Genomic DNA, 24,901 nt, shown 5'->3' with positions numbered 1-24,901 from the left:
GGAGAAGCGCTTCGCGCGGCCGCACAGTCTCCACTATTTTTCGCGGTGCCAAGTCAAGCCTCGGTTTCCGAATGTCACCTTGTCGGGGCCGCTCGATTGAGGGGTGTGGAATGCCCTGATGGCTCTCCCGAGAAGCGAAGCGGAAAGTCCGGGGCTTCACTGACCCGCAAGGAGTCCTTAGAGATGAGCATCCGTCGCATTCGTTCGGCCCTTCCCAGCGCGATGACGCTGGCGCTGCTGGCCCTGTCCGTTTCCTCCGTGTCCGCCGCGCCGGCCAGCGGCGTCGAATCGGTGATCGTTGCCTACAAGCCGGGCAAGGCCGCCGAGGTGCGTGGCGCCGTCGCCAATGCCGGCGGCAAGATCGTGCGCGAGATCGGGCGCGCCAGCGCCTTTGCCGTGAAGCTGCCGACGGCCGGCGTCGCGGCCCTGCAGGCCAGCGCCGATGTCGACTTCGTCGAAGCCGATGTGAAACGCCAGGTGCTCGGTTCGCGGACCAGCAAGCCGGCGGCGCAAGCGCTGGCGACCGCCGTCGACACGCCGACCAGCGGCAGCGAGATCCGCCCCTACGGCATCGCCATGGTGCAGGCCAACCAGCTCAGCGATGCGCTGACCGGCAACCGCAAGCTCTGCATCATCGACTCCGGCTACGACCGCACTCATCCGGACCTGGCCGGCAACTACACCAAGGGCAATGTCACCGGCGTCAACCTGACCAGCTCGGGCACCTGGGACTCGGACGAGAACTCGCATGGCAGCCATGTGGCCGGCACGATCGCCGCGATCGGCGGCAACGGCATCGGCGTCGTCGGCGTCAACCCGGGCGGCCATCTGAAGCTGCACATCGCCAAGGTCTTCGACGCCAGCGGCTCGGCCGAATCGTCGGTGGTGATGGACGCCGTGGCCGCCTGCGCTTCCGCCGGCGCCAACATCATCAGCATGTCGCTGGGCGGTGGCGACCCGAGCCAGGCCGAGCGTCGCGTGTTCCGCAGCCTGCTCAACGAGGGCATCCTGACCATCGCCGCCGCCGGCAACGACGGCAATGGCACGACCTCCTTCCCGGCCGGCTACGAGGAAGTGATGTCGGTCGGCGCGCTCGACGCCAACAAGGCGCGCGCCAGCTTCTCGCAGTTCAACAACGATGTCGAGATCGCCGGCCCCGGCGTGGCCGTGCTGTCGACGATCCCGCCCAACATCGAGTCGCTGGGCCTCCTGTCGGTGGCCGGCACCAGCTACGACGCGGCCGCGATGACCGGCTCGCCGCGCGGGACCGCTACCGCCGCGCTCTACGACTTCGGTCTCGGCAAGGCCAATGACGCGGGCGCGGCCGGCAAGGTCTGCCTGATCAAGCGCGGCGAGATCAGCTTCGCCGAGAAGGTCTCGCGCTGCCAGGCCAGCGGCGGCGTCGGCGCCGTCGTCTACAACAACCAGCCCGGCATGCTGTTCGGCACCCTGGGCGAGACGGTGACCAGCATCCCCTCGGTCGGCACCAGCGACACGAATGGCGCCGTGCTGACCGGCCTGGTGGGCCAGAACGCCACCGTCGGCGTCGTGCCCGATCCGGCCATCTATTCCTACTTCAATGGCACCTCGATGGCGACGCCGCATGTGTCGGGCGTCGCGGCCCTGGTGTGGAGCTACTTCCCCGGCTGCAGTGCCAAGCAGATCCGCCAGGTGCTGAACGCCAGCGCGATGGAACTCGGCAAGCCGGGTCGCGATATCGAGTTCGGATTCGGCCTGGTGCAGGCCAAGGACGCCTACGATCGCATCGCCAAGACCGGCTGCGGCAACTGAGCGGGCGCCAGCCCTCGACCACCGGCCCTGCGAAGGGCCGGTTTTTTTGGCCGATTCGCATTGCTCGTGATGGAGCCACGCGCGCCCAAAGCCTTTTCTGCCAGAGAATCCGGCGCCCGCTCTCTTCATCACGATGAACAAACAGATCCTCAGAACCGCCGCCCTGGTGGCCACCCTCGCCCTGACCCTCCCCCTTGCGCACGCGCAGGACCCGGCCAGCCTCGAAGCGGCCAGAGTGAACCTGCTGGGCACGATTCCGGAGCGCGCGAGCGTCTCGGACGAAGCCATGGTCTACATCCGCGAGAACTTTCGCGGCAAGGCCCAGCGCCAGGCGGCAGCCAAGTACGCCGTGATCGCCCACAAGGCGATGGCGCAGGTCACAAGCACTGGCAAGCTCGATCTGGAGCTGGGCAAGCAGATCTATGCCTCCTCCGACTGCATCGCCTGGCTCTTCCCGATGGGCACCTCCGACTACATGAAGCGCATGACCATCAATGGCCTGCGCGAGACCGTCCTGAATACCGACGAGCGCAAGGAGGCCATGAAGCGCACCATGGCCCTGGCCGCGGAGCAAGGTCATAAGCGCGAGCTGATCCCCCGTCCGGAAAGCTGCGAGGCCATCGGAGTGGCCGGCTCCTGAGGCAGCTGGGCTCAGCCGACGACGACGCGGTTGCGGCCCTCGGCCTTGGCGCGGTACAGCAGCTTGTCGGCGCGTTCCAGAGTCTGGGCCAGGTTCTCCTGCGGCAGCGATTCGGTCAGGCCGGCGGAGATCGTCAGGTTCAGCGCGCGGCCGGCCTGGATCACGACCAGGGCGGCAATGCGCTCGCGCAGGCGCTCGACGGCGGCCTGGGCCGGCGGCATCGAGGTGTCGGTCAAGAGCAGCACGAACTCCTCGCCGCCCCAGCGCGCCAGCACATCGGTACCGCGGATCGCCTGCTGAGCCGCGCTGGCGAATTCGCGCAGCGCCGCATCGCCGGCGCCATGGCCATGGCCGTCGTTGATCTGCTTGAAATGGTCGATGTCGATCAGGGCCAGGCAGAAGGCCTGGCCGCTGCGCAGCCGGCGCTGGCGCTCCTGCTCGAGCAGGGTCTGCATATGGCGGCGGTTCAGCAGGCCGGTCAGTTCGTCCCGGGTCGCCAGCGCCTGGATCTTCTGCAACGCCTCGGCCAGTTCCTGCCGCTGCAAGCGCAGGCGCCGGCGGATCCGCGTCATGCGCTCGGCCAGCAGCGTGACGGCCGGCAGCATGCACAGCAGCATCATGAAATGGCCGAGCTCGACCGCCGGACGGTAGACCTCCGGGCGCAGCTTGGCCATGCCCGCCATCGCCAGGCCGAACAGCAGCAGCGCATAGGCGGTGATCCACATCGCGGTGCGGCCGCGCAGCTGGAACATGCCGAACATCAGGATCAGCGCGAGCACCGTCATCACCATGCCGCGCAAGGGCCCCAGCAGCGCGTAGCCGACCGCGGCACAGGCGATCGCATAGACCATCTGCGGCACCGTCAGCGCCGGATCGGCCAGCCGCGCCGACCAGCCGCTGCGTATCGCCAGCCAGGCCGCCACCAGGCCGCCGACCGAGTACAGCGTCCACCAGGCGATCGGCGCCGGCTCCGCCGCGCCGACCCAGACCGCGTACTGCAGCAGGCCGACGCTGACCGCCATCAGGAGCAGCGCCAGCCCGCTCTGACGCAGCCGCAAGGCCTGCACCGGATCGCCGGTCAGCAGCAGGCGGCCCAGGGCGCCTGGCGCCGCCGCCGGCGCATCGGCGGCAGCCGTCTCCGTTCTTGTCGTTCTTGTCATCGGCGCCAAGCCTAACGCAGGCGCGCAGCCGCCATCGGCAGGCAAACCCTTCCCCGACCGCCCCGGCCGGAGAGGCCTTACTTCGCTGCCGCCTTGCTCAGATGCCCCAGCGGCAAGGCCGCGCCTGCCTTGACCTCGCCCAGCGAGAAGCTGGTGTGGATGTCCTTCACATTGGGCAGGTTCAGCAAGGTGTCGATCGTGAAGCGGCTGAAGGCGTCGAGGTCGGTGGCCAGCACCTGCAGCTCGAAGGTGCCGGCGCCGCTGATGTAGTGGCAGGCGATCACCTCGGGCAGCTGGCGGATCGCCTGCTCGAGCACCTGGGTCGCCGAGGCGTTGTTGCGGTCGGCATCCACGCGCACGAAGGCCAGGACGCCCAGACCGAGGCGCCGGCGGTCCAGCTCGGCGCGGTAGCCGGTGATGAAGCCCTGCTCCTCCAGCCAGCGCACGCGTCGCCAGGTCGGCGCCGGCGACAGGCCGATGCGCGTCGCCAGCTCGGCGTTCGACAAGCGCGCCTCGCGCTGCAGCTCGGCCAGGATGGCGACGTCGTAGCGGTCGAGTTCGCCGCCATGCGGGGCGCCGCCGGTGGTGGTGTGGCCCTCCTCCGCTTCGCTGGGCGGCTGGCCGGCCGCCGACTTGCTCATGGTTTTCCCTTGCGCCGTGGACTTCGATGCCATAGCCGCTCCTTTTCATCAATCTGAGCAAGATTGTTGCTCAAACCGGCGGCGCAGAGCTAAAACTAGCAAGCACCAATCGCCCGGCTTTGCCTACACTGGCGGTCGTATTCGCTCGCATCCGGCGCCATACTTCGCGCGTCGGATCGGCCCGCAGGCAGGGCGCCACAAGCGCTTCTTCCGTCCCGGTTCGAGCAGCCAGGACGGAGCCGCGGCAAGCCATCATCAGGAGTCTCCCCGCCATGAACGCCCCCCTGCCCGACCACATCCTGCGCGCCCTCGAGAAGGTCACGCTGGACGACAAGTACGCGCTCGATGCCGGCCGCGCCTTCATGAGCGGCGTGCAGGCCCTGGTGCGGCTGCCGATGCTGCAGCGCACCCGCGACGCGATGGCCGGGCTGAACACGGCCGGCTTCATCTCCGGCTACCGCGGCTCGCCGCTGGGCGGCTACGACCAGGCGCTGATGCAGGCCAAGAAGCATCTGGCCAAGCAGAACATCGTCTTCCAGCCGGGCGTCAACGAGGAACTCGGCGCGACGGCCGTCTGGGGCACGCAGCAGATGGCCCTCTTCCCCGAGAAGGCCAGGTTCGACGGCGTGTTCGGCATGTGGTACGGCAAGGGCCCGGGTGTGGACCGCTGCATCGACGTGTTCAAGCACGCGAACATGGCCGGCACCAGCAAGCATGGCGGCGTGATCGCGATCGCCGGCGACGACCATATCGCCAAGAGCTCGACGGCCGCTCACCAGAGCGACCATGTCTACAAGGCGGCCGGCTTCCCGGTCTTCTTCCCGTCCAGCGTGCAGGACATCCTCGACATGGGCCTGCACGCCTTCGCGATGAGCCGCTTCTCGGGCCTGTGGTCGGGCATGAAGACGATCCAGGAGATCGTCGAATCGTCGGCCTCGGTCAGCGTCGATCCGGACCGCGTCAACATCATCCTGCCCGAGGACTTCGAGATGCCGCCGGGCGGCCTGCACATCCGCTGGCCCGATCCGCCGCTGGAGCAGGAAGCGCGCATGATGGACTTCAAGTGGTACGCGGCCCTGGCCTATGTGCGCGCCAACAAGCTCAACCACAATGTGATCGCCGGCAACAACGACCGCTTCGGCATCATCGCCAGCGGCAAGGCCTGGAACGACACCCGCCAGGCCCTGCACGATCTGGGCCTGGACGACGCGACCTGCTCGCGCCTGGGCATCCGCCTGCACAAGGTCAATGTGGTCTGGCCGCTGGAGGCGACGATCACGCGCGACTTCGCCGCCGGCCTGCAGGAGATCCTGGTCGTCGAGGAGAAGCGCCAGGTCATCGAGTACCAGATCAAGGAACAGCTCTACAACTGGCGTCCCGATGTGCGCCCGCGCGTGCTGGGCAAGTTCGACGAGGTCGAGGGCGAGGACAGCGGCGGCGAGTGGAGCGCGGCCAATCCGAGCAAGAACTGGCTGCTGCGCCCGCAGGCCGATCTGACCCCGGCCATCATCGCCCGCGCGATCGCCAAGCGCCTGAAGAAGCTGGGCGTCGACGCCGACATCCAGACCCGGCTCGACGCGCGCGTCGCCGTCATCGACGCGAAGGAGAACGCGCTGAAGGCCGAGGAAAAGACGGCCGGCGGCGCCGACCGCACGCCCTGGTTCTGCTCGGGCTGCCCGCACAACACCTCAACCCGCGTGCCCGAGGGCTCGCGCGCCGTCGGTGGCATCGGCTGCCATTACATGGTGACCTGGATGCCGGGCCGCAACACCGCCACCTTCACCCAGATGGGCGGCGAGGGTGTGCCCTGGGTCGGCCAGGCCCCGTTCACCGACGAGAAGCACATCTTCTCCAACCTCGGCGACGGCACCTACTTCCACAGCGGCATCCTGGCGATCCGCCAGTCGATCGCGGCCGGCGTCAACATCACCTACAAGATCCTCTACAACGACGCCGTCGCGATGACCGGCGGCCAGCAGGTCGGCGAGCGCCCCGAGGGCCACTCGGTGATGCAGATCATGCAGAGCGTGATCGCCGAGGGCGTCAGCAAGCTGGTCATCGTCACCGACGAGCCGGCCAAGTACAACGGCGTCTCGCTGCTGGCCGGCGTCACCGTCCACCACCGCGACGAGCTCGACGCGATCCAGCGCCAGTTCCGCGAGATCGCCGGCACCTCGGTCATCATCTACGACCAGACCTGCGCGACCGAGAAGCGCCGCCGCCGCAAGCGCGGCAAGCTGGTGGACCCGGCCAAGCGCGTCGTCATCAACGAGCTGGTCTGCGAGGGCTGCGGCGACTGCTCGGTGCAATCGAACTGCCTGTCGATCGAGCCGCTGGAGACCGAGTTCGGCCGCAAGCGCCAGATCAACCAGAACACCTGCAACAAGGACTACAGCTGCGTGAAGGGCTTCTGCCCCAGCTTCGTCACCGTCGAGGGCGGCGAGCTGAAGAAGCCGAAGAAGGACAAGCGCCTGTCGCCCTTCGACGCCAGCCTGCCGCTGCTGTCCCAGCCGCTGATCCCCAATCCCGACCAGGCCTGGGGCATCGTCGTGGCCGGCGTCGGCGGCACCGGCGTGATCACGATCGGCCAGCTGCTGGGCATGGCTGCGCATCTGGAAGGCAAGGGCGTGATCACGCAGGATGCGGCCGGTCTGGCGCAGAAGGGCGGCGCGACCTGGAGCCATATCCAGATCGCCAACGAGCCCGAGGCCATCCACTGCACCAAGGTCGGCACGGCCGAGGCCGAGCTGGTGATCGCCTGCGACTCGATCGTCGCCGCCAACAAGACGACCTTGGCCGTGATGCGCGAGGGCCGCACCTTCGTCGCGCTGAACACGCATGGCTCGCCGACGGCAACCCTGGTCAACAACGCCGACTGGAGCTTCCCGGGCGCCGCCTGCGAGGCCGCCGTCAGCAAGGCCGTCGGCGCCGAGCATCTGGGCATGTTCGACGCCGAGGAAGTGGCGGTGAAGCTGCTCGGCGACTCGCTGTACACCAACCCGCTGATGCTGGGCTACGCCTGGCAGAAGGGCAAGGTGCCGCTCTCCTACGCCGCGCTGATGCGCGCGATCGAGCTGAACGGCGTGCAGATCGACAACAACAAGGCCGCCTTCGAATGGGGCCGCCGCTGCGCCGCCGATCTGGCCGCCGTCCAGGCCCTGTACGCCGCGCGCCAGGTGATCAATATCGTCAAGCGCCAGAGCGTGGACGAGCTGGTCGCCAAGCGCGTCGAGTTCCTGGGCGACTACCAGAACGCCGCCTACGCCGAGCAGTACAAGGCCTTCGTCGAGAAGGTGCGCGCCGCCGAACAACCGCTGGGCACGAGCAAGCTCAGCGAGGCGGTGGCCCGCTACCTGTTCAAGCTGATGGCCTACAAGGACGAGTACGAGGTCGCGCGCCTGCACACGGACAAGAAGTTCCTCGACCGAATTGCCGGCCAGTTCGAGGGCGACTACAAGCTGGTCCACCACCTGGCCCCGCCGCTGCTGGCCAAGAAGAACGAGAAGGGCGAGTTGCAGAAGTCGGCCTTCGGTGCCTGGGTGCGCCCGGCCTTCGGCCTGCTCGCCAAGCTGAAGGGCCTGCGCGGCACGGCGCTGGACGTCTTCGGCTACACCGAGGAGCGCAAGTCCGAACGCGCCCTGATCGGCGAGTACAAGGCCAGCATCGAGGCCATCCTGGCCAAGGGCCTGACGGCCGAGCGCCTGGCTCTGGCGGTGGACATCGCCCGCATCCCGGAGGACATCCGCGGCTACGGCCACGTCAAGCACCGCCACCTGCTCGCCGCCCGTGGCAAGTGGGAGGCGCTGATGCAGCAGTGGCAGCAGGCCGCCTGAGCGCCCTGCTTCTCGCTCCCAACTCCTCATCGCCCGTAGCTCCCTCCTCGTGAGGGGCTGCGGGTTTTTCATTCCGGTCCGTCTACGGCCGCGAGGCTAGACTCGGCCGCCACGAAAACCCGAGGGAGTGACCGTTTATGATCGAGAAGAAGATGCAGCGCCTCGCCGCAGCGCTGCTGATGCTGGCGCTGAGCGCCCTTGCCATGCCGGCGCGGGCCATGAGCCCGGACGAGAGAAAGGCCGTTTTCGAGGAGGCCGACAAGGCCGCGGTTCACGGCCCCAAGGACATTGCGCTGGCGCAGCAGGCCGTGCTGCACCTGCCCGCGGGCCGCATCTTCGTGCCGCAGCCGCAGGCCGCGCGCGTGGTGCTGGCGATGGGCAATCCGGGCGAGTTCAAGACCCTGCAGGGCCTGGTGTTCCCGGAATCGGACACCGACAAGGGCTGGTTCGCCGTCGTGGAATACCACCCTTCCGGCTATATCAAGGACGACGACGCCAAGAACTGGAACGCGGACGAGATGCTGCAGTCCTTTCGCGAGGGCACCGAGGCACAGAACGCCGAGCGCAAGAAGGTCGGCGTGACCGAGATGGAGATCGTCGGCTGGGCCGAGAAGCCGGCCTACGAGGCGGCCACGCACCGTCTGGTCTGGGCGATCGGCTTGCGTGACAAAGGCGCGCCGGCCGAGGCCGATCAGGGCGTCAACTACAACACCTATGCGCTGGGCCGCGAGGGCTATCTGAGCCTGAACCTGGTCACCGATCTGAAGGACCTGGGCAGCCATAAGGGCGAGGCCCAGACCTTGCTCGGCGCACTCGAGCTCGACGCGGGCAAGCGCTACGGCGACTTCAATGCCTCGACCGATCATGTGGCCGAATACGGGGTGGCGGCTCTGGTGCTGGGCGTCGGCGCGAAGAAGCTGGGCCTCCTGGCCGTCGTCTTCGCCTTCGTCGCCAAATTCGCCAAGGTGATCTTCCTCGCGCTGGCCGGCTTCGGCGCCGTGTTCGCGCGGCTGTTCAAGCGCAAGAACGCCAATATCGGCTGAGTCGATGAAGCTGCTGCTCCTGCTCTTCTCCGGCCTCAAGTTCGGCAAGCTGCTGAGCACCGGCGGCACGATGCTGCTGTCGCTGATCGTCTATGCCTTCATCTTCGGCTGGCGCTATGCGGCGGGCTTCATCGCGCTCCTCTTCGTGCACGAGATGGGCCACTATCTGGCAGCACGGCACAAGGGCCTGAACGTTGGCGCGCCGACCTTCATCCCCTTCGTCGGCGCCTGGATCGAGCTCAAGGAGCTGCCGCACGATGCGCAAACCGAGGCCTTCGTCGGCCTGGGCGGGCCACTGCTGGGAACGGTCGGCGCAAGCTGCTGCTATCTGCTGGCGCGCAGCTACGAGGCGGACTGGCTGCTGGCCGTCTCCTATGCCGGCTTCTTCTTGAATCTCTTCAACCTGATCCCGCTGTCGCCGCTGGACGGCGGCCGCATCACGGCCGTGCTGTCGCCGCGCATCTGGCTGCTGGGCGTGCCGGTGCTGGTGGTGCTCTTCTTGTACCGGCCCAGCCCGATGCTGATCCTGATCGCGATCATGGCCTACCCGCAGCTGCTCAAGGCCTTCAGGTTCCGCAAGGACAGCGAGGAGGCGCAGAGCTATTACGCCGTGCCTGCAGCGATCAAATGGGAGTACGGCACCTACTACCTGGCCCTGGCCGGCTTCCTGGCCCTGATGACGCACGATGTGCATCAGACGCTGAGCCAGACGCACCGCTTCTGAAGCGGCGGCGCCCAGGCAAACAAGAACCCGCAGCGTCCTCACGGACCTGCGGGTTTGCTGTTTTGCGGATCGGGGCCAAGCGGTCCCCGCCGGCGATCAGCTCCGCGCGACGCCGCGGCGGCGGGCGATGAAGCCGACCGCCGCCAGGCCGGCCAGCATCAGCGCATAGCTCTCGGGCTCGGGCACCGGCGCCGCCGTGAGCGCCGTCACGCTGACCGCGTCGAGGTAGACGCCGCCATTGCCCGGCACGCTGGCCGAGAAGCTCAGCGTGGTCAGCGCCTCGGTGGCGGTGAACTGGAAGCCGGCCTGCTCCCACTTCATCGCATAGGGGCTGCCGAAACGGCCCGCGTCATTGGGTGCGCTCAGCTGCAGCGCGGCATTGCCGGCCGTCACCAGCGCGATGGCCGGATCGGGCGCGCCGCTGGCATTGCGCGAGAAGGCGAAGCTGACCTGGTAGCTCTGGCCGATCTGCGTCTGCAGCTGCTGGCTCAGTACGCCGGACTCCCAGCCGTTCAGATCGAGCGAGTGGACGCCGTCCTGCGCGGCGCCCCAGGCGCTGCCGGTGACGGTGACGTCGACGCTGCCGCTGGAGATCGTCCAGCCGGCCAGCGTGTCAGAGTAGCCGGCACCGAAGGTGTAGCCGCCCCAGCCTTGCAGCGCGGCACCGCCGATGTCCTCGAAGCTGCCGTTCACCAGCAGATTGCCGCCGGCGGCGCTGGCGCCGAAAGAGGCCAGCAGCAGGGCCAGGCCGCTGCTCAGCAGGCCCAGGCGCTTGTTCGTCGTCTTCGTCGTCGTCGCGGTCTTCATCGGGGCATCCCTCCCGTTCGTGCTGCTTGCTGCAGCGGTGAAGGGGATGATGGCGGCCCCGATCAAGGGAAGCACCCCGCGTGCACGGGGGCGAGCGGCCCGCGGCGCCGGCCGGCGTGATGCAGTTCACGCGCGCGTACGGGCCGGCAGCGCTTCAGCGCGCGACCAGATCGCGGTAGGCGTGCCAGCTGGCATGGGCCAGCAGCGGGAAGATCAGCACGAAGCCCAAGGTCAGGGTCAGAAAGCCCAGCAGGGTCAGGCCGGCCAGCAGCAGCGCCCACAGCAGCAGCGGGCCGGCGTTGCGCAGGCAGGCCTGCACGCTGGTCAGCATGGCGGTCACCGTATCGCTGCGCGGGCGGTCCAGCAGCAGCGGCGCGGTAACGACGCTCAGCGCGAACACCGCGCCGGCCAGCAGCGCGCCAATCGCGAAGTAGGCGAGCAGCAGCTGGTTGTAGCGGCCCGACAGGAACAGCTCCGGCAGCAGGTTCGCGACGTTCAGCGGCTCGCCGCGATAGAACAGCGCAAAGGTGATCGCGGCCAGCCGTTCCCAGACGATATAGGCCAGCATCAGCACCAGGCCGAACAGCGCGATCGAGCCGGCATTGCCGCGCACGCTGCCCCAGGCCCGGCTCACCTCGGAGCGCTCGCCGCGCTCGTGCTGGGCCGACAAGGCATACAGCGGCAGCGCCAGGAAGGGCGCGACCAGCAGGAAGCCGCCCAGCATCGCCGGCGCCACATAGTTGGCCTTCCAGCCGGCGCCCAGCAGGATCGCACCGACCAGCGCGATCAGCAGGCCCATGCCCAGACTGGCCAGCGGCGTGCGTCCGATGTCGCGCAGGCCCTCGGCCAGCCAGACCAAGGGCCGCCCGGCGCTGATCGTGCGGATCTCCGGGAAGGGCTCCGGCGCGCTGGACGATTCGTTGCCGCGATCGAGCAGTTGGTCCATGGGCGTACTCCTGTGGAGGTGGAAAGGAGAAGGACTTCTCGGGCATTCGACGCTTCGATGCTACTCAATCGCCCGGCCCGGCGCCAGCGCGCGGCGCTCGCCCCGGCGCCGCGGCTTGATCCCGATCAGGCTGCGGCGTCAGCGCCCATACAGATAAGCCGGCAGCCACAGCGTCATGCCGGGCCAGATGTACATGAACACCATGCAGGCGATGACGACCAGCATATAGGGCATCATGCCGGCGAAGATCTGGTTAATCGTCACATGCGGCGGGCTGACGCCTTTCAGATAAAAGGCCGACATCGCCACCGGCGGGCTCAGGAAGGCGGCCTGCAGATTGACGAAGACCAGCACGCCCCAGAGCATCGGGTCGATCTGGAAATGCGCGAGCAACGGCAGGAAGATCGGCACGAAGATGACGATGATCTCGGTCCATTCCAGCGGCCAGCCGAGCACGAAGATGATGGCCTGCGACAGCAGCAGGAACTGCAGCGGGGTCAGGTCCATCGACAGCACCCAGCGCTCGACCAGGGCCTGGCCGCCGAGGATGGCGAACACGGCCGAGAACAGCGCCGAGCCGACGAAGAGCCAGCAGACCATGGCCGTCGTCTTCGAGGTCAGGAACACCGCCTCCTTGATGCGCTGGAAGTTCAGCGTGCCGGCCTGCCAGGCCATCAGGAAGGCGCCGGCCGCGCCGACCGCGGCCGACTCGGTCGCCGTCGTGATGCCGAACAGGATCACGCCCAGCACCACCAGGGTCAGGATGCCCAGCGGCATCACCGAGCTGATCAGCATGGCCAGGATCTCGTACTGCTCGGCGTCGAAGCGCCAGTAGTACCAGGCCAGCAGCAGCAGCATGATCGCGCAGGCGATCGCGAAGCCGGTGTAGAAGGCGGGCGGCACGGCGTCGGCATGGTGCTCGGGCACCGCCTCGCCCATGCGCTGCAAGGGCTCGTCCGGCGCGGTGGCGGCGCCGGGCTCCCTGAGCGCGCCGGGCGGCTCCTGCACGCCGCTGGAACCGGGCGGTTCCTGCACGCTGCTGCCCGGCGGTTCCTGCAAGCCGGACGAGGCACCGGGCGGCTCGGCCAGGCCGCCGGCGGATTGCGGCGCCTGTTGCACCGGCGCTTCCATGCGCTGCGGCGCCGCCGCCGGGGCCTCGCTCTTCTGCGTGTAGATCGTCACATACCACCAGGTCGAGCCGAGCAGCACCAGGGCCAGCCAGACCGGCACCAGCGCGCGCAAGAGCGCGCCGAACAGCCAGGCCCAGCTCTGGCCCGAGCGGGCCGGCGCCAGCAGCGCCTTGATCAGCGCCCACAGCATGCGCGGCGAGTAGGCGGCGGCTATTCTGCCGACCGGCGCGGTGATCGGCGCGCGCTGCTGCTCGAGCGGCAGCCGCGGCGCAATCTTCGGATTGATCACGCACCAGCCGATCACATAGACCAGGTAGAGCAGGGCCAGGAAGAAGCCCGGGAACATCGCCGCCGCATAGAGCTTGACGACCGACTGCCCGGCCACGGCCGCGTAGACGATGATCATCACCGAGGGCGGGATCAGGATGCCCAGCGTGCCGCCGGCGGTGATCACGCCGGCCGCCAGCCGCGTGTCGTAGCCGGCGTTGAGCATCGGCCGCATCGCGATCACGCCCATCAGCACCACGACGGCGCCCACCAGGCCCGAGGCGATGCCCCAGAAGGTGCAGATCACCAGGGTCGTCACCGCCAGCGATCCGGGCAGGCGGCGGAAGGCCAGCTGCACGCTGTGGAACATGCGGTCGACCAGGGCGCCGCGTTCCATGATGTAGCCCATCAGCACGAACAAGGGGATCGACAGCAGGGTGTCGTTGTTCATCGCGCCATAGGCGCGCTGCACCATCAGGTCGAAGATGCGGTTGTCCAGCCAGGGCACGCTGGGGTCGTAGAAGGCGACGAAGCCGAACATCATGCCCAGGCCCATCAGCGTGAACGCCGTCGGGAAGCCCAGCATGATGACGACGACGATCAGACACAGCATCGTCAGTCCGAGTGCCGCGTTAGACATTCTTCTCTCCCAGCGCACGCTGGCGCGCCACCTCGTCGATGTCCTTGGCGCGGTCGATCGCCTCGCGGGCGGCCTCGGCGTCCACATGCTGGCTGGCCGAGAGCTGCTGCTCGACGACGTCGATCTCCTCCGCATCCCGCAGGCGTGGCGTCCACTCGCCCGTGCGTATGCAGACTATGCAGCGCAGGATCTCGGACAGGCCCTGCATCAGCACCAGCGCGCCGGCCAGCGGGATGACGAACTTGAAGGGATAGACCGGCAGCGGCGTCGCGTTGAAGGTCGTCTCGCGGATGCTCAGCGAGTCGCCGAAATAGGTCCAGCCGCTCCAGGTCAGCGCGCAGATGCCGGGCAGGAAGAAGGCGATGTAAAGCAGCAGATCGAGCCATGCCTGCGTGCGCGGCTTCATGCTGCCGTAGAGGAAGTCGCCGCGCACATGGCCGTCATGCGCCAGCGCATAGGCGCCGCCCATCATGAACAGCGTGCCGTAAAGCATATTGCTGGCGTCGAAGATCCAGGCCGTCGGCATGTTCAGGATGTAGCGCTTGAACACCTCGGCGACCACCATCAGCATCAGCACGACGATCAGCCAGGCGAAGGCCTTGCCGACCCAGGTGCTGATGCCGTCGGCGGTATGGAGAATTTTTTGAACCGTCATCGAAAAAGCCCCATGAATTGACCCAGCGACACCCGCGGCTCTGGCTCTGCCAGGCCGCTGGGTGTTTTCCCCTTGAGGGGGAGCGCCGTCAGGCGCTACGGGGGTGGGTCATTTCCTGAAGTAGTGGTTCCAGGCCATCTTGAAGTCGACCAGATAGTCGTTCTGCCACTGGCCGGCGCGCTGGGCAAAGGCCTTCTGGCTGTCCAGCACCTTCTTGAACAGCGGGTTCTCGGCCGACTTCTTCGCGACCACCTTGTCCCAGCTGTCCAGCTGGTTGCGCAGGATGGCGTCCGGCGTCTTGTAGAAGGCGACGCCGGCCTTCTTCATCTCCGCATAGTCCTTGGAGTTGCGGTCGATCGCCTTCCAGCTCATGTCGGCGCTGGAGGCCTGCACCGCGTAGTCGATGATGTGCTTCAGCTCGGCCGGCAGCGCGTTGTACTTGGCCTTGTTGAACAGGATCTCGAACTGCTCGGTGCTCTGGTGGAAGCTCTGCAGCATGCAGTTCTTGGCCACGTCGGGGAAGCCCAGCACGCGGTCGCTGGAGGCATTGTTGAACTCGGCCGCGTCGATCAGGCCGCGGTCCAGCGCCGCGACGATCTCGCCGCCGGGCAGCGGATTCACCGCCGCGCCCTGCTCGGTATAGAGGTCGACGGCCAGGCCGACGGTGCGGAACTTGACGCCCTTCATCTGCTCCAGATTGGCGACCGGCTTCTTGAACCAGCCATAGGGCTGGGTCGGCATCGGGCCGTAGAGGAAGGACACGACCTCCATATTGATGGACTTGTAGATCTCCTCCAGCAGCGCCTCGCCGCCGCCGTAGTTGTGCCAGGACAGCAGCATGTTCGGATCCATGCCATAGCCCGGGCCCGAACCCCACAGCGCCAGCGCCGAGTTCTTGCCGTAGTGATAGGCGACGACGCCATGACCGCCGTCCAGGGTGCCCTTGTTGACCGCCTCCAGCAGCTGGAAGGCCGGCACCACCGCGTTCGAGGGCAGCACCTCGATCTTCAGGCGCCCGCCGGCCATGTCATTGACCTTCTTGGCGAAGTCCTGCGCGTACTCGTGGAAGATGTCCTTGGCCGGCCAGGTCGACTGGAAGCGCATGCTGACGGTCTGCGCCGTCGAGATCATCGGCGCGGCCATCGCGCCGGCGGCGGCCGTCCCGGTGGCTGCCTTTTTCAGAAAACGCCGGCGCGTCGCCGGTACCTGATCCTGTTTCTGGCTCATTCTCGGTCTCCTTCGGTGTTGACGTCTTGAAGCGCCAAGTCCGGTACGGCTGGGCGCCGCGCCGCCGCATCGGGATCCGTGCGGGCTCACGCTGATTCGAATGTCGAATCCCGCCTCGTGGCCGGCAACTGGGTCAAACCCGCGCGTGTGCGTGCAGCGATCGCGGGCGAGAAGCGGGCCCAGGACCGAGAATGCCGCCATGCCAGCCCGCCAGCCCCTGCGCATCGAGGCCTGCGATCCCTGCGGCGCGCAGGCCCTCGGCCTCCTGCATGCAGCGGCGCGCGAGGCGCGGGCGCTGTATCCGGAACTGTTCCCGGACTGCGATGCACCGCTGCCCGGCAACACGCCGACACCGCCGCGCGGCTGCTATCTGCTGGCCCTTGTCGGCGGAGAACCGCTGGGCTGCGGCGCCTTCAGACCGGTCGATGCTGCGACGGCCGAGCTGCGCCGCATCTATGTGCGGCCCGAGGCGCGGCGCGGCGGCATCGCGCAGGCGCTGCTGGCGCGGCTGGAGGCCGAGGCGCTGCGGCTAAGCTACCGCCGCCTGGTGCTGGAGACCGGCTACAAGCAGGCCGCGGCGATGGCGCTCTACCTCCGCTGCGGCTTCGCGCCGATCGCCACCTTCGGCGACTACATCGGCGATCCGAGCAGCCGCTGCTTCGAGAAGCACTTGCGGCCCTAGAAGGAAAAAAGCCCGGCGCTTGCGCACCGGGCTTTACGAAAGCGGCGATCCGGACGGCTCAGCGGCGGCCGCGGCGGCGGGCGGCGACGCCCAGACTCAGCAGGGCCACGGCGGCCAGCGCCAGGCCGGACGGCTCGGGCACGGTGCCGTTGACCTGCAGCTTCGCCGAAGCCAGGTTGAAGCTGTCGCTGCCGATGCTTTCCTCGGCGAACCACAGATCGAAGTGACCGCTCTTCACGATGGCGCTGAACAGGTCCAGGCTGCTGGCCGTGAAGGTGAAGGTCCGTTCGGTGTTGCCGATGATGGTGGTATCCCAGAACTCGAAGTTGCGATAGCCGTTCAGCACACCCGTCGTCCAGAAGTCGGCACTGGCCGCGGTGCCGGTGGCCGGGCGCACGAACCAGTCTTCGGCGATCGCGCCGGCGCCGTCGAAGCTCAGCGTCAGCGTGAACGAGTCGATGCTCTTGTAGCCCAGGCCCGAGAAATTGAAGACGTCGACGAAGCGCTGGCCGTTGCAGGCCGCGTCCTTCACCGTCACGTAGTTGGCCGTCAGGCCGCAGGCCGCACCGGCGGTCGGGGCGACATCGCCAACGCCATTGCCGTAGTTGTGGGTGATCGTGCCCAGCACGGTCGAGGCGGAAGCGGCACCGGCCGCGGTGATGGCCAGGGCGGCCAGCGAGGCTTTCAGGATCTTCTTGGGCGACATGTTTTTCTACCCTCCGGGTTCTTGTTGGGGTTCGTTGTGGCACCGCAATTTACGCCGCGCTGCTCTTCCGATCAGCAATAGCTATGCCAACTCTTTGCAATCCCTATGAAACAAGTAGTTGTTGCGTATTTGCGGCATTTTTCACGGAGTATCCCCGCGCTCTTGTAAAGAATGTCGACGGAGGCTTGTGCGATTGACAAATCAACGCCCCGCTCAAACAGGTGGGCTGGAAAAGCGGCTCAGTACGCGTCCTGGGCTCGGGTCTGCGAAGCGCTCACGCCCTGTCGCGCAAGGCTTTGCCCAGCCCTCCCCCGTCAGCGGGGATCAAGCTCCAGGCTCGCGTCGGCCGCCGGCAGGCCGTCCGAGGTCTCGCCGCGGGCGCTGTGCAGCGGGCGGGCGGCGCGGTCGAACCAGAGCTGCAGCGCCATCCCGTCGGCGGCCAGGCGAAGCAGCAGAAAGCCGTCGCCCGGATGGTCGACCCAGGCGCCGACACGGCAGCGCAGGCGCTGACCGCCCTGGCCGTCGAACTCGAAGGCCTCGGGTGCGGCGAATTCCTCGGGCCGCGTGATCGCAAACGGCCAGGGCGCGTACAACGCCGAGCTGTGGATCGAATACAGGCGCAGCGGCGGCCTGTCGTCGCCGCCATCCACCGCCTCGATCTCCACGCTGACATGGCCCGAGCGGTGCTCGTCGCCGGAGAGGAAGACCACGTCGCGCGCCTGCTGCGCCCACAGCTCGGCCAGCAGGCCGTGCAAGGAGGCGGGATAGCCGTCCCAGGCGTCCGAGCGCAGGCAGCTGGCCGCATGCTCGCGCGTCGCCCGCCGGCGCGGCAGCAGCAGCGCCGAGCTGGCGACGAAGCGCGGCCGGCCCGCCGTCTGCTTGAGCCAGGCATACAGCGCCTCGCGCTGCGCCTGGCCGATCATCTGCGCGTCGCGCCAGAGGTCCCAGCGGCGTGGCTGGCGCTCGCCGCGCGAATCGGCGATGAAAAAGGCCGCGCCCCGCCAGTCGAAGGCATGCCAGAAGGCGCCGGCCTCGGCCGGGCCGGGGCGGGCATCCCAGCGATGCGTCCAGGCAGCCTGGCGCGCGGCGGCATAGAGCAGGCCCTGCGGGCCGGGCGGTGTCGGAGCGCCGGCGATCGGCTCCCAGCCGTCCTCGATCTCATGGTCGTCGGGGATGTGGACGACCCGGCGCAGGCTGGGCGGCAGATGGCGGATCACGCCGGCCTTGAACTGCATATAGGGCCGGGCATAGCGCTCGATCTGGTTGTTCGCATCGAACAGGCCCGAGCTGGCATCGGCATAGATCTCGTCGCCGGCCAGGATCAGGAGCGAGGCCTGGCGCCCGCTCGGATGACGGCGGCAATAGGCGACCAGTCGCGCCAGCGAGGCCTCGGCGGGGCTCGTGCTGTCGGGCCGCGCCAGCGCATCGGGGCTGTGGTCGAGCACGCCGGGCGGGTACTGGCAGGCCGCCAGGACGAAGCTCAATTCGCCGCGCGCCGCCCCATCGCCACCCTCCTCGCCGGCCCCGTCGGGCCGCAGCACCAGGCCCAGCTGCCACTGCGGATCGGCGCCGCCCTCGCCGGCCAGCACCGCCTCCAGCAAGGCCTCCAGCGCCAGCCGGGCGGCCGGCCGCGCGCCCTCGACCGCCAGCGCGCGTTCATGCGCATAGACGAACAGGCCCAGCAGGCCGCGGCGCTCGCCCGGCAGCGCCGGCGGGAAGCGCTGCAGCGGCAGCGCATGGCGCAGCGGCTCGCCGATGTCCTGCGCCGCGCGCAGGAAGGGCTCGACAAAGGGCGCGCCGATCGCCTCGACGCGATCGTCCTCGTCCAGGCGCACCGGGATCCAGGCCCACAGCCGCGGCCAGCCCTGCTCGGGGCGCAGCGCGCTCAGCAGATGCACCTGCTGGCCGTCCTCGCCCAGCGCGCTTTCCGTGCGGATCAGCGGCGGCTGCAGGCTGATGCCTTCCTCATCGGCCATCGCCGTCCTCCTTCGCTGAGTCCTCGTCCTCGCGCAGGAAGTCGATGACCACCGGGAACACGGTGCGCGCCACGTCGCGGCCGATCAGGCAGTCCTGGTGGCCATGGCCGTCGACGATGAAATAGCGGTAGCGCTTGGGCATCACCTGCGCGTAATGGTCGGCCGTCAGCTCGCCGCTCTCGGACTGGCACAGGCCGTTCTCCAGGCCGTGGACGCTCAACACCGGGAAGGCCCGCAGCATGGCCAGGGTCTTGGCCTGGTCATCCAGATAGACGCTGGCGCCGCGCCAGTCGGTCAGCTCGTTGCTGCGCGCGAAATTGACCGCCTGCGCGACGGTGTCCATGTTCAGGGGCCCGAAGTGGTCATCGATGAAATCGAACACCGGCTGGTCGACGTTCTTGATCGCGAAGTCGCGGCCGTAGAGCAGGTCCATCCGGTGCCGGGTGCCGGTCCAGGGCGTTTTCTTCCAGCGCGGGAACGGCGGATTCTCGATGTCGAACTCCTCGTCCGGATAGGGCAGGCTGGCCAGCAGGCGGTCGAGCAGCTGGTCGACCAGGCCTGGGCTTCCCTCGACGCGGAAGGCATAGTCCTGCAGCGGCAGGAAGCGGCGGATGTGCTGCATCATGAAGGCGCGCAAGGTATTGGTCGGCGAGAAGATCATCTTCGGCGTCACCTGCGAGATCACCAGCCGGCGGATGCGCCCCTGCAGCCGCTGGCGCAGCGGGTAGAAATGCTCGTAGGGCTGCGGCTGCGCCTCCAGCAGCGCCATATGCAGCATCACCGAGCCCATGCAATGGGCGAACACATCGATCTGCTCGAAGCCGCTGGCGCGCACGACATGGTCGACAGCCAGCGGGATGTCGTTCAGCGCCGCCTCCTCGAAGGTCCAGGGCAGGGTCGCCGTCGGCATGCCGGCACTGGTGCGCATGTCCAAGAGCCACACATCCCAGCCGGCGTCCCACAGCAGCTTGGCCGGGCCCGGCTGCACCGAGTGATGGGCGAAGGTCGTGCCGCTGGCGCTGTAGCCATGCAGCATCAGAATGGGCCGCGCACCGGGCCGCGCGGCGCGGTAGCGCGTCAGCCGCAGCATCACCGGCCGCTCGGCCCCGGCGATCGGCTTGGCACAGATCGGCCGGCGCGAGGCGCCGGCCTCGCCGCGCCGGCCGGCGGCCAGCTCGGTGATCTCCGGCGCCGGCAAGCCCGGCACCTCGGCCGGCAGGCGGCGGATCTCGCGCGGCGGCGGCGCATCGGGCTTGCGGAAGCTCCAGACATGCAGCGCGATCAGCATGCGCGCGATATAGGCCAGCAGCGAGCCGACGTCGCGGATCGCGCTGGGCGAGTCCTGCGCCTGCGTCAGCCGCAGCAGCGGCACCCGCTCGCGCGCCAGGTAGAAGAGGCACAGCTCCAGCCGCACGCCACGCGCGCCGGCCGGCGGCCGCAGCGGGCCCGGCTCGTCCAGCTGCAGGCTGCTCAGCTGCTTCCAGGGGTTGCCGCGACGCGTGTAGCTGATGCGCTTGGCCCCGCGCAGGCGCTGGCCGGCCAGCGCGCGCAGCCAGGCCGGCGCATCGGCCGCCGTGGCCTCGCCCAGCTCGATCTCGTACTCCATCAGGCGCAGCTCGCCGGCATGGCTGGCCAGCGCCCAGGCATCGCGCGCCTGCCGGCGCACCTGGCGCCAGAAGCCGGCGCGGCCGGGCTCCGGCGCCTTCGCGTCGCCCAGCGCCTCGAACAGAAACTGCATGCTGTCGCGCCAGCCGCGGTTGCGGAACCAGGCCGACAGCCCGTGCCAGCGCCGCGCCAGCGCCGTGCGCGGCGCGCGCGCGAACAGGCGCAGCTCGGCCGCGCGCAGCGGCAGCACGGCCAGCGCATCGGCATCGGCGCGCTCGGCATGCATCCACAGCTTGTCACCGCTGCCGGCGCGCACCAGCATCGGCCGGCCGCCGCCATCGGGATCGGGCGCGGTGTCGAAGATGCGCAGCCGGCCCTGGCCGCCGCTGTGGTCGAGCCGCAGCCGCCGCTCGGGCCCGGCCCGCAGCAGCGGCTTCAGCGCCGTCGGCGCATAGATGAAGCTGAACTCGGCGTATTTCAGCGCGCTGCCCGGCGCACCGGGCAGCTCGACGAAGCCGCCCATACGCTCGCGGATCTCGATCAGCGTCGGCAGGCCAGGACCATAAACCGGCTCGCTGGCACGCGGTCGCGGGCCCGGCGGCGGCAAGGGCGCGGCCTGTTCGCGCAGGCCCCAGCGGCGCTTCAGCTCGTCGAGCGCGCGCAGCGCCAGCGCGGTGATGGTCAGCGCCGGGTTGATGCCCAGCGAGCCGGGCACGATGGCGCCGTCGAGCACGACCAGGCCCTCGTGCAGCTCGCGGCTATCGCCTTGCCCACAAAAGACCCGCCCCCACTCGTCGACCACGCCGGCGGCCGCGCTGTCGCCCATCGCGCAGCCGCCCAGCGGATGAACGCTGATCATCGGCCCGCGCGCATCGCCGAGCAGATGCTGCAGGCCGGCCGGCAGCAGCCGCCAGAGCGGATTGGCCAGCAGCCGCCCGCCCTGCGCGCGCAGCCGCGCCTGCAGCCAGGCATGGCGCGCATCGACCCGCGCATCGCTGCGCGCGCCGGGCCAGTCCACCGCCAGCGTGCCCTCGGCAGCTTCCGCATCGGCCAGGCTCAGCCGGCCCAGCGCCGCGTCGCTGCCGATGATGGCCAGCGGCAGCATGCGCGCGCCGGCCTCGGCCGTGATGGCATGCGGATCGTCGAAGCTGGCGCCGCCGCCATGGCTGCGCTCGTCGCCGCGCGCCAGGCCGTCCAGGCAGGAGGCCAGCGCGAAGCCCTCCTCGAACAGCCAGCGCAGCGGGCCCGGGATGGCCAGGTCCTGCACGACGAAGCCGTGTGCCTCGCGCTGGTCCAGCATCGCCGTGATCGTCGGGCCGACGCCGCGTGCGGCCGGCTCCTGTGCCTCGTCGGCCAGGGCGTTCAGGTCGACCGGTGCGCGCGTCACCGCCGCCAGCACATCGCCATTGCCGCTGAACCGCTCGCCCAGCCGGTCGGAGACGGCCAGGCCGGCGGCGCGCGAGCGCAGCAGGATCTCGGTCGAGCCGAGGCTGCCGGCGGCCAGCACGACGCGGCGCGCCGTCAGCACCAGCGGCTGCAGCTGGCGGCGCTGCAGGAACTCGTCGGTATGGTTCAGCTCGACCCGCCAGCCCTTGCCCTCGCTCGCCGGCAGCACGCGCAGCACGCCGGCGCCGGTCACCAGCTGCACGCCGCGCTGCTGCGCCTGCAGCAGCAGATTGGTGTCCAGCGACTGCTTGGCGCCATGGTTGCAGCCGGTCGCGCAATCGCCGCAGGCCCGGCAGCGCTGCAGCTCCAGGCCGGCGGCGCTGCGCGGCTGCCCGGCCAGCGCCATCGTGATCGGCGGGCGGCGCGCGCTGTCGGCGTCCAGCATGGCCAGCCAGTCGGCGCGCCGCGGCGCGTAGCCGGCCAGCCGGTCGATGGTGTTCGCGCCCTGCGCGTCGACGGCACCGAGCAAGCGTCGGGCTTTTTCATACCAGGCCCTCAGCGGCGCCGGCTGAGCGCGCAGGCCGCTGGGCCAGGCCGGCTCGGCGAACACCGCGTCCAGCGCCGGCTCCATCACGCCGGCATTGATCAGCGAACCGCCACCCAGGCCATTGGCCAGCGCGACGCACATATCGGGCCCGAGGCGCAGATCGAACAGGCCCTCGCGGCGGCCGCGCGGCGCCTGGTCGCCGGGGCTGGCGAAGCGCACATGGCCGGGCAACTCGGCCATGGTCGCCGGGAACTGGCCGCCGAGATATTCGCGGCCGCGCTCCAGCACGGCGATGCGCAGCGGCCGCCCATCGGCGTCCACGCATTCGGACAGCTGGGCCGCGGCCGTCGCACCGCCATAGCCGCTGCCGACGATCAGCACATCGAAATCCGGGCCCGCCTCGGCGCCGGCCTGCAGACGCTGCTGGGCCAGCCGGTCCAGCAGCACCTCCAGCCCTATCGTCAGCCAGCGCGTCGCCGGCTCGCCAGCCGCGCCGCCGGCCTCAGGCATGCCGGTCGAGCGGCTCTCCCTCGTGGACATTGCGGCTGCCTCCCCTGGGTGCCATCGCGGTTTGAATGGCCGTCAGCAACTGCTCCTCCAGCACCGGCTTGTGCAGCAGCAGCAGGCCGGCCGCATGCGCCTCGCGCAGGCGCTCGGGCGCCGTGTCGCCGCTGATCAGCACGGCCGGCAGGCCCGGCAGCGCGCCGCGCAGCGAGCGCACCGCCGAGATGCCGTCGTCCCCGCCGCGCAGGCGCAGATCGCTCAACATGATGTCGGGGCGGCGCAGCAGGCACTTGACCAGCGCCTCGCGGGTGCTGCCGGCCGTCGTCACCTCGCAGCCATGGCCGCTCAGCAGCGCCTCCATCGCGCGGCGCACCGGCTCCTCGTCGTCCAGCACCAGCACATGCAGCTGCGGCAGCCGAGCCGCAGCCCGGCCGGCGTCGAGCTGCGGCGCGGCCACCGCCTCGGCGGCGCCGATCGCGAGGCTGAAGCTGCTGCCCTGGCCCGGCGTCGATTCCATGCCCAGGTGCAGATCGAGCAGATCGACCAGGCGGCTGACGATGGACAGGCCCAGGCCCAGGCCCTTGGCACGGTCGCGCTCCGGATTGCCGACCTGGTAGAACTCCTCGAAGATGCGCGCCTGCTCGGCCGGGTCGACGCCGCAGCCAGTGTCGCGCACGGTCACCCGCCAGAGCGCGTCGTCGCGCCGCACCCGCACGTCGACCGAGCCCTGCGCCGTGTACTTGATCGCGTTGTCGATCAGATTGCGCAGCACCCGCTCGAGCAGCATCGGGTCGGTCTCGACGAAGACGCCGTCCGGACAGTCCAGATGCAGGGCCAGGCCCTTGCCCTGCGCCGCCGGCTGCAGCTCCTGGCACAGGCGCGCGATCCAGGGGCTGAAGGCGAAGACCTGGCTGTTGACCGGCACCACCTGGGCGTCGAGCTTGGAGATGTCCAGCAGCGCGTCCATCTGCGAGGCCAGCGACTGCAGGGCCAGATTCATATTGCGGCCGATCTCGGCGCTGACCGGGTCGAGCGGCCGGCGCATCAGCGCCGCGCCGAACAGGCTCAAGGTGTGCATGGGCTGGCGCAGATCGTGGCTGGCCGAGGCGAGGAAGCGGGTCTTGGCCTGCATCGCCGACTCGGCCTGCTGCAGCGCCAGGCGCAGCTGCATATTGCTCTTGACCTGCTGCGCGCGGATCTGCACCGACTCGGCAAAGACGCGGTAGGCATCGCGGCCCAGGCCCTGCAGGATGATGGCGAAGCCGAGGATCAGGCCGCCCAGCACCCAGTCGACCCAGCTGACCAGGTGCACGCCGCCGCTGCCGCTGATCCAGGACAGCGCATTGGCCAGCGAGACCGGCACCAGAAAGGCCAGCAGCACCGGCCGGTAGCCGGCGGTGGTGGCGACCGAACCGGCGCACAGGCCCATCAGCAGAATCGTCTGCACCATGCGCTGGTAATCGCTCAGATAGGGCGCGAAGGCCAGCGAGAGGCCGAAGACGACGCCGTTCAGCGCGCTCAGGCCCACCGCCCAGCGCAGGCGCTGGCGCAGCGGCGTGTCCTGCATGCGCGGCAGCCGGCCCAGCATCCACCAGCGCAGCGCCAGCACGGCGAACACCAGCGCCACCCAGGCGCCGCTGAGCCAGAGCGATACGCCATGGCCTGCCATGGCCGCGATGACGACGGCGCTCAGCCCGACCGGATAGGGCACGCGCCGGCCCTGCCGCGCCAGCAGCTGCAGCAGTTCCTCGTCGACACTGCCCAGTTCGGGCAATGGTTCACTGGCCATCGGCATCCCACTCCACATGCTGCGGGCCGGGTTCGATGCCCCGGCTCTCCATAGTCTTTCAGTATCGCCGGCCCTTGCTCCGCCTCCTAGGGGAATATGACCGGAGCAGCCCGGTTCGCCAGCGAACAATCAACCGGTCGAGCATTCAAATCGGCTGAACATTGGCATCAAGTCGGGTGAACTGCCGGGCGGGGACGGACCC

General features: G+C 69.2%; 17 protein-coding genes. 6 read left to right on the top strand and 11 right to left on the bottom strand.

Annotated features, from left to right (window positions below; all coding sequences use genetic code 11):
- Window positions 1-183: 183 nt before the first annotated feature.
- Both QWJ38_RS05155 and QWJ38_RS05150 read left to right on the top strand, forming a co-directional pair.
- The gene (locus QWJ38_RS05155) at window positions 184-1,791 is read left to right on the top strand and encodes a S8 family serine peptidase (RefSeq protein ID WP_290357965.1); all 1,608 of its coding nucleotides are present in this window, start codon (window positions 184-186) and stop codon (window positions 1,789-1,791) included.
- A gap of 133 nt (window positions 1,792-1,924) precedes the next feature.
- Complete coding sequence (locus tag QWJ38_RS05150; RefSeq protein ID WP_290357964.1) at window positions 1,925-2,431, top strand: hypothetical protein; 507 nt, start codon at window positions 1,925-1,927, stop codon at window positions 2,429-2,431.
- 11 nt (window positions 2,432-2,442) lie between these two features.
- Here the strand turns inward: QWJ38_RS05150 and QWJ38_RS05145 are convergent, their stop codons facing one another.
- Together QWJ38_RS05145 and QWJ38_RS05140 are read right to left on the bottom strand one after the other, a co-directional pair.
- Window positions 2,443-3,591, bottom strand: a complete 1,149-nt coding sequence (locus tag QWJ38_RS05145; RefSeq protein ID WP_290357963.1) for a GGDEF domain-containing protein — start codon at window positions 3,589-3,591, stop codon at window positions 2,443-2,445.
- A 77-nt stretch (window positions 3,592-3,668) separates the two neighbouring features.
- Complete coding sequence (locus QWJ38_RS05140) at window positions 3,669-4,265, bottom strand: Lrp/AsnC family transcriptional regulator (protein ID WP_290357962.1); 597 nt, start codon at window positions 4,263-4,265, stop codon at window positions 3,669-3,671.
- A 239-nt stretch (window positions 4,266-4,504) separates the two neighbouring features.
- Here QWJ38_RS05140 and QWJ38_RS05135 point away from each other — a divergent pair, with 239 nt between their 5' ends.
- The 3 genes from QWJ38_RS05135 to QWJ38_RS05125 all read left to right on the top strand — a co-directional run bounded on the left by QWJ38_RS05135 (window position 4,505) and on the right by QWJ38_RS05125 (window position 9,832).
- Window positions 4,505-8,065: an indolepyruvate ferredoxin oxidoreductase family protein gene (locus QWJ38_RS05135; protein WP_290357961.1), complete on the top strand. Its 3,561-nt coding sequence runs from the start codon at window positions 4,505-4,507 to the stop codon at window positions 8,063-8,065.
- A 137-nt stretch (window positions 8,066-8,202) separates the two neighbouring features.
- Window positions 8,203-9,108, top strand: coding sequence for a DUF2167 domain-containing protein (locus QWJ38_RS05130; RefSeq protein WP_290357960.1), 906 nt, complete (start codon window positions 8,203-8,205; stop codon window positions 9,106-9,108).
- 4 nt (window positions 9,109-9,112) lie between these two features.
- Window positions 9,113-9,832 (top strand): metalloprotease, encoded by a 720-nt coding sequence (locus QWJ38_RS05125; RefSeq protein ID WP_290357959.1) that lies wholly within the window; start codon window positions 9,113-9,115, stop codon window positions 9,830-9,832.
- A gap of 96 nt (window positions 9,833-9,928) precedes the next feature.
- Here QWJ38_RS05125 and QWJ38_RS05120 read toward each other — a convergent pair whose 3' ends face one another.
- The 5 genes from QWJ38_RS05120 to QWJ38_RS05100 all read right to left on the bottom strand — a co-directional run bounded on the left by QWJ38_RS05120 (window position 9,929) and on the right by QWJ38_RS05100 (window position 15,504).
- Window positions 9,929-10,639 (bottom strand): DUF642 domain-containing protein, encoded by a 711-nt coding sequence (locus QWJ38_RS05120; RefSeq protein WP_290357958.1) that lies wholly within the window; start codon window positions 10,637-10,639, stop codon window positions 9,929-9,931.
- A 154-nt stretch (window positions 10,640-10,793) separates the two neighbouring features.
- Window positions 10,794-11,585 carry a DUF2189 domain-containing protein gene (locus QWJ38_RS05115; protein ID WP_290357957.1) on the bottom strand — a complete coding sequence of 264 codons (792 nt, stop codon included), beginning with the start codon at window positions 11,583-11,585 and terminating at the stop codon, window positions 10,794-10,796.
- Between the two features lie 138 nt (window positions 11,586-11,723).
- Window positions 11,724-13,622: a TRAP transporter large permease gene (locus tag QWJ38_RS05110; RefSeq protein WP_290357956.1), complete on the bottom strand. Its 1,899-nt coding sequence runs from the start codon at window positions 13,620-13,622 to the stop codon at window positions 11,724-11,726.
- Complete coding sequence (locus QWJ38_RS05105) at window positions 13,615-14,277, bottom strand: TRAP transporter small permease subunit (protein WP_290357955.1); 663 nt, start codon at window positions 14,275-14,277, stop codon at window positions 13,615-13,617. The genes QWJ38_RS05110 and QWJ38_RS05105 overlap by 8 nt, the downstream gene beginning before the upstream one ends.
- A gap of 108 nt (window positions 14,278-14,385) precedes the next feature.
- Window positions 14,386-15,504, bottom strand: a complete 1,119-nt coding sequence (locus QWJ38_RS05100) for a TRAP transporter substrate-binding protein (protein WP_290357954.1) — start codon at window positions 15,502-15,504, stop codon at window positions 14,386-14,388.
- A 199-nt stretch (window positions 15,505-15,703) separates the two neighbouring features.
- Here QWJ38_RS05100 and QWJ38_RS05095 point away from each other — a divergent pair, with 199 nt between their 5' ends.
- Window positions 15,704-16,186 carry a GNAT family N-acetyltransferase gene (locus tag QWJ38_RS05095; protein WP_290357953.1) on the top strand — a complete coding sequence of 161 codons (483 nt, stop codon included), beginning with the start codon at window positions 15,704-15,706 and terminating at the stop codon, window positions 16,184-16,186.
- 58 nt (window positions 16,187-16,244) lie between these two features.
- On the opposite strand, the gene QWJ38_RS05090 is transcribed toward QWJ38_RS05095, so the two are convergent.
- From QWJ38_RS05090 to QWJ38_RS05075, 4 genes are all read right to left on the bottom strand, one after another.
- Window positions 16,245-16,892, bottom strand: a complete 648-nt coding sequence (locus QWJ38_RS05090) for a hypothetical protein (RefSeq protein ID WP_290357952.1) — start codon at window positions 16,890-16,892, stop codon at window positions 16,245-16,247.
- 314 nt (window positions 16,893-17,206) lie between these two features.
- Window positions 17,207-18,868, bottom strand: a complete 1,662-nt coding sequence (locus QWJ38_RS05085; RefSeq protein WP_290357951.1) for an alkaline phosphatase D family protein — start codon at window positions 18,866-18,868, stop codon at window positions 17,207-17,209.
- Window positions 18,858-22,946, bottom strand: coding sequence for an alpha/beta fold hydrolase (locus tag QWJ38_RS05080; RefSeq protein WP_290357950.1), 4,089 nt, complete (start codon window positions 22,944-22,946; stop codon window positions 18,858-18,860). The genes QWJ38_RS05085 and QWJ38_RS05080 overlap by 11 nt, the downstream gene beginning before the upstream one ends.
- Window positions 22,909-24,699: an ATP-binding protein gene (locus tag QWJ38_RS05075; RefSeq protein ID WP_290357949.1), complete on the bottom strand. Its 1,791-nt coding sequence runs from the start codon at window positions 24,697-24,699 to the stop codon at window positions 22,909-22,911. Before QWJ38_RS05075 ends, QWJ38_RS05080 begins: the two co-directional genes overlap by 38 nt.
- Window positions 24,700-24,901 lie beyond the last annotated feature (202 nt).

Source organism: Roseateles violae (assembly GCF_030410485.1).
Lineage (GTDB): Bacteria > Pseudomonadota > Gammaproteobacteria > Burkholderiales > Burkholderiaceae_C > Roseateles_D > Roseateles_D violae.
The sequence above is the reverse complement of the archived record's forward strand: the minus strand, read 5'-3'. Positions and strand labels throughout refer to the sequence as shown.

Coding starts and splice junctions, on each gene's coding strand:
- QWJ38_RS05155 (WP_290357965.1), top strand. CDS start 184: ATGAGCATCCGTCGCATTCGTTCGGCCCTTCCCAGCGCGATGACGCTG.
- QWJ38_RS05150 (WP_290357964.1), top strand. CDS start 1,925: ATGAACAAACAGATCCTCAGAACCGCCGCCCTGGTGGCCACCCTCGCC.
- QWJ38_RS05145 (WP_290357963.1), bottom strand. CDS start 3,591: ATGACAAGAACGACAAGAACGGAGACGGCTGCCGCCGATGCGCCGGCG.
- QWJ38_RS05140 (WP_290357962.1), bottom strand. CDS start 4,265: ATGGCATCGAAGTCCACGGCGCAAGGGAAAACCATGAGCAAGTCGGCG.
- QWJ38_RS05135 (WP_290357961.1), top strand. CDS start 4,505: ATGAACGCCCCCCTGCCCGACCACATCCTGCGCGCCCTCGAGAAGGTC.
- QWJ38_RS05130 (WP_290357960.1), top strand. CDS start 8,203: ATGATCGAGAAGAAGATGCAGCGCCTCGCCGCAGCGCTGCTGATGCTG.
- QWJ38_RS05125 (WP_290357959.1), top strand. CDS start 9,113: ATGAAGCTGCTGCTCCTGCTCTTCTCCGGCCTCAAGTTCGGCAAGCTG.
- QWJ38_RS05120 (WP_290357958.1), bottom strand. CDS start 10,639: ATGAAGACCGCGACGACGACGAAGACGACGAACAAGCGCCTGGGCCTG.
- QWJ38_RS05115 (WP_290357957.1), bottom strand. CDS start 11,585: ATGGACCAACTGCTCGATCGCGGCAACGAATCGTCCAGCGCGCCGGAG.
- QWJ38_RS05110 (WP_290357956.1), bottom strand. CDS start 13,622: ATGTCTAACGCGGCACTCGGACTGACGATGCTGTGTCTGATCGTCGTC.
- QWJ38_RS05105 (WP_290357955.1), bottom strand. CDS start 14,277: ATGACGGTTCAAAAAATTCTCCATACCGCCGACGGCATCAGCACCTGG.
- QWJ38_RS05100 (WP_290357954.1), bottom strand. CDS start 15,504: ATGAGCCAGAAACAGGATCAGGTACCGGCGACGCGCCGGCGTTTTCTG.
- QWJ38_RS05095 (WP_290357953.1), top strand. CDS start 15,704: ATGCCAGCCCGCCAGCCCCTGCGCATCGAGGCCTGCGATCCCTGCGGC.
- QWJ38_RS05090 (WP_290357952.1), bottom strand. CDS start 16,892: ATGTCGCCCAAGAAGATCCTGAAAGCCTCGCTGGCCGCCCTGGCCATC.
- QWJ38_RS05085 (WP_290357951.1), bottom strand. CDS start 18,868: ATGGCCGATGAGGAAGGCATCAGCCTGCAGCCGCCGCTGATCCGCACG.
- QWJ38_RS05080 (WP_290357950.1), bottom strand. CDS start 22,946: ATGTCCACGAGGGAGAGCCGCTCGACCGGCATGCCTGAGGCCGGCGGC.
- QWJ38_RS05075 (WP_290357949.1), bottom strand. CDS start 24,699: ATGGCCAGTGAACCATTGCCCGAACTGGGCAGTGTCGACGAGGAACTG.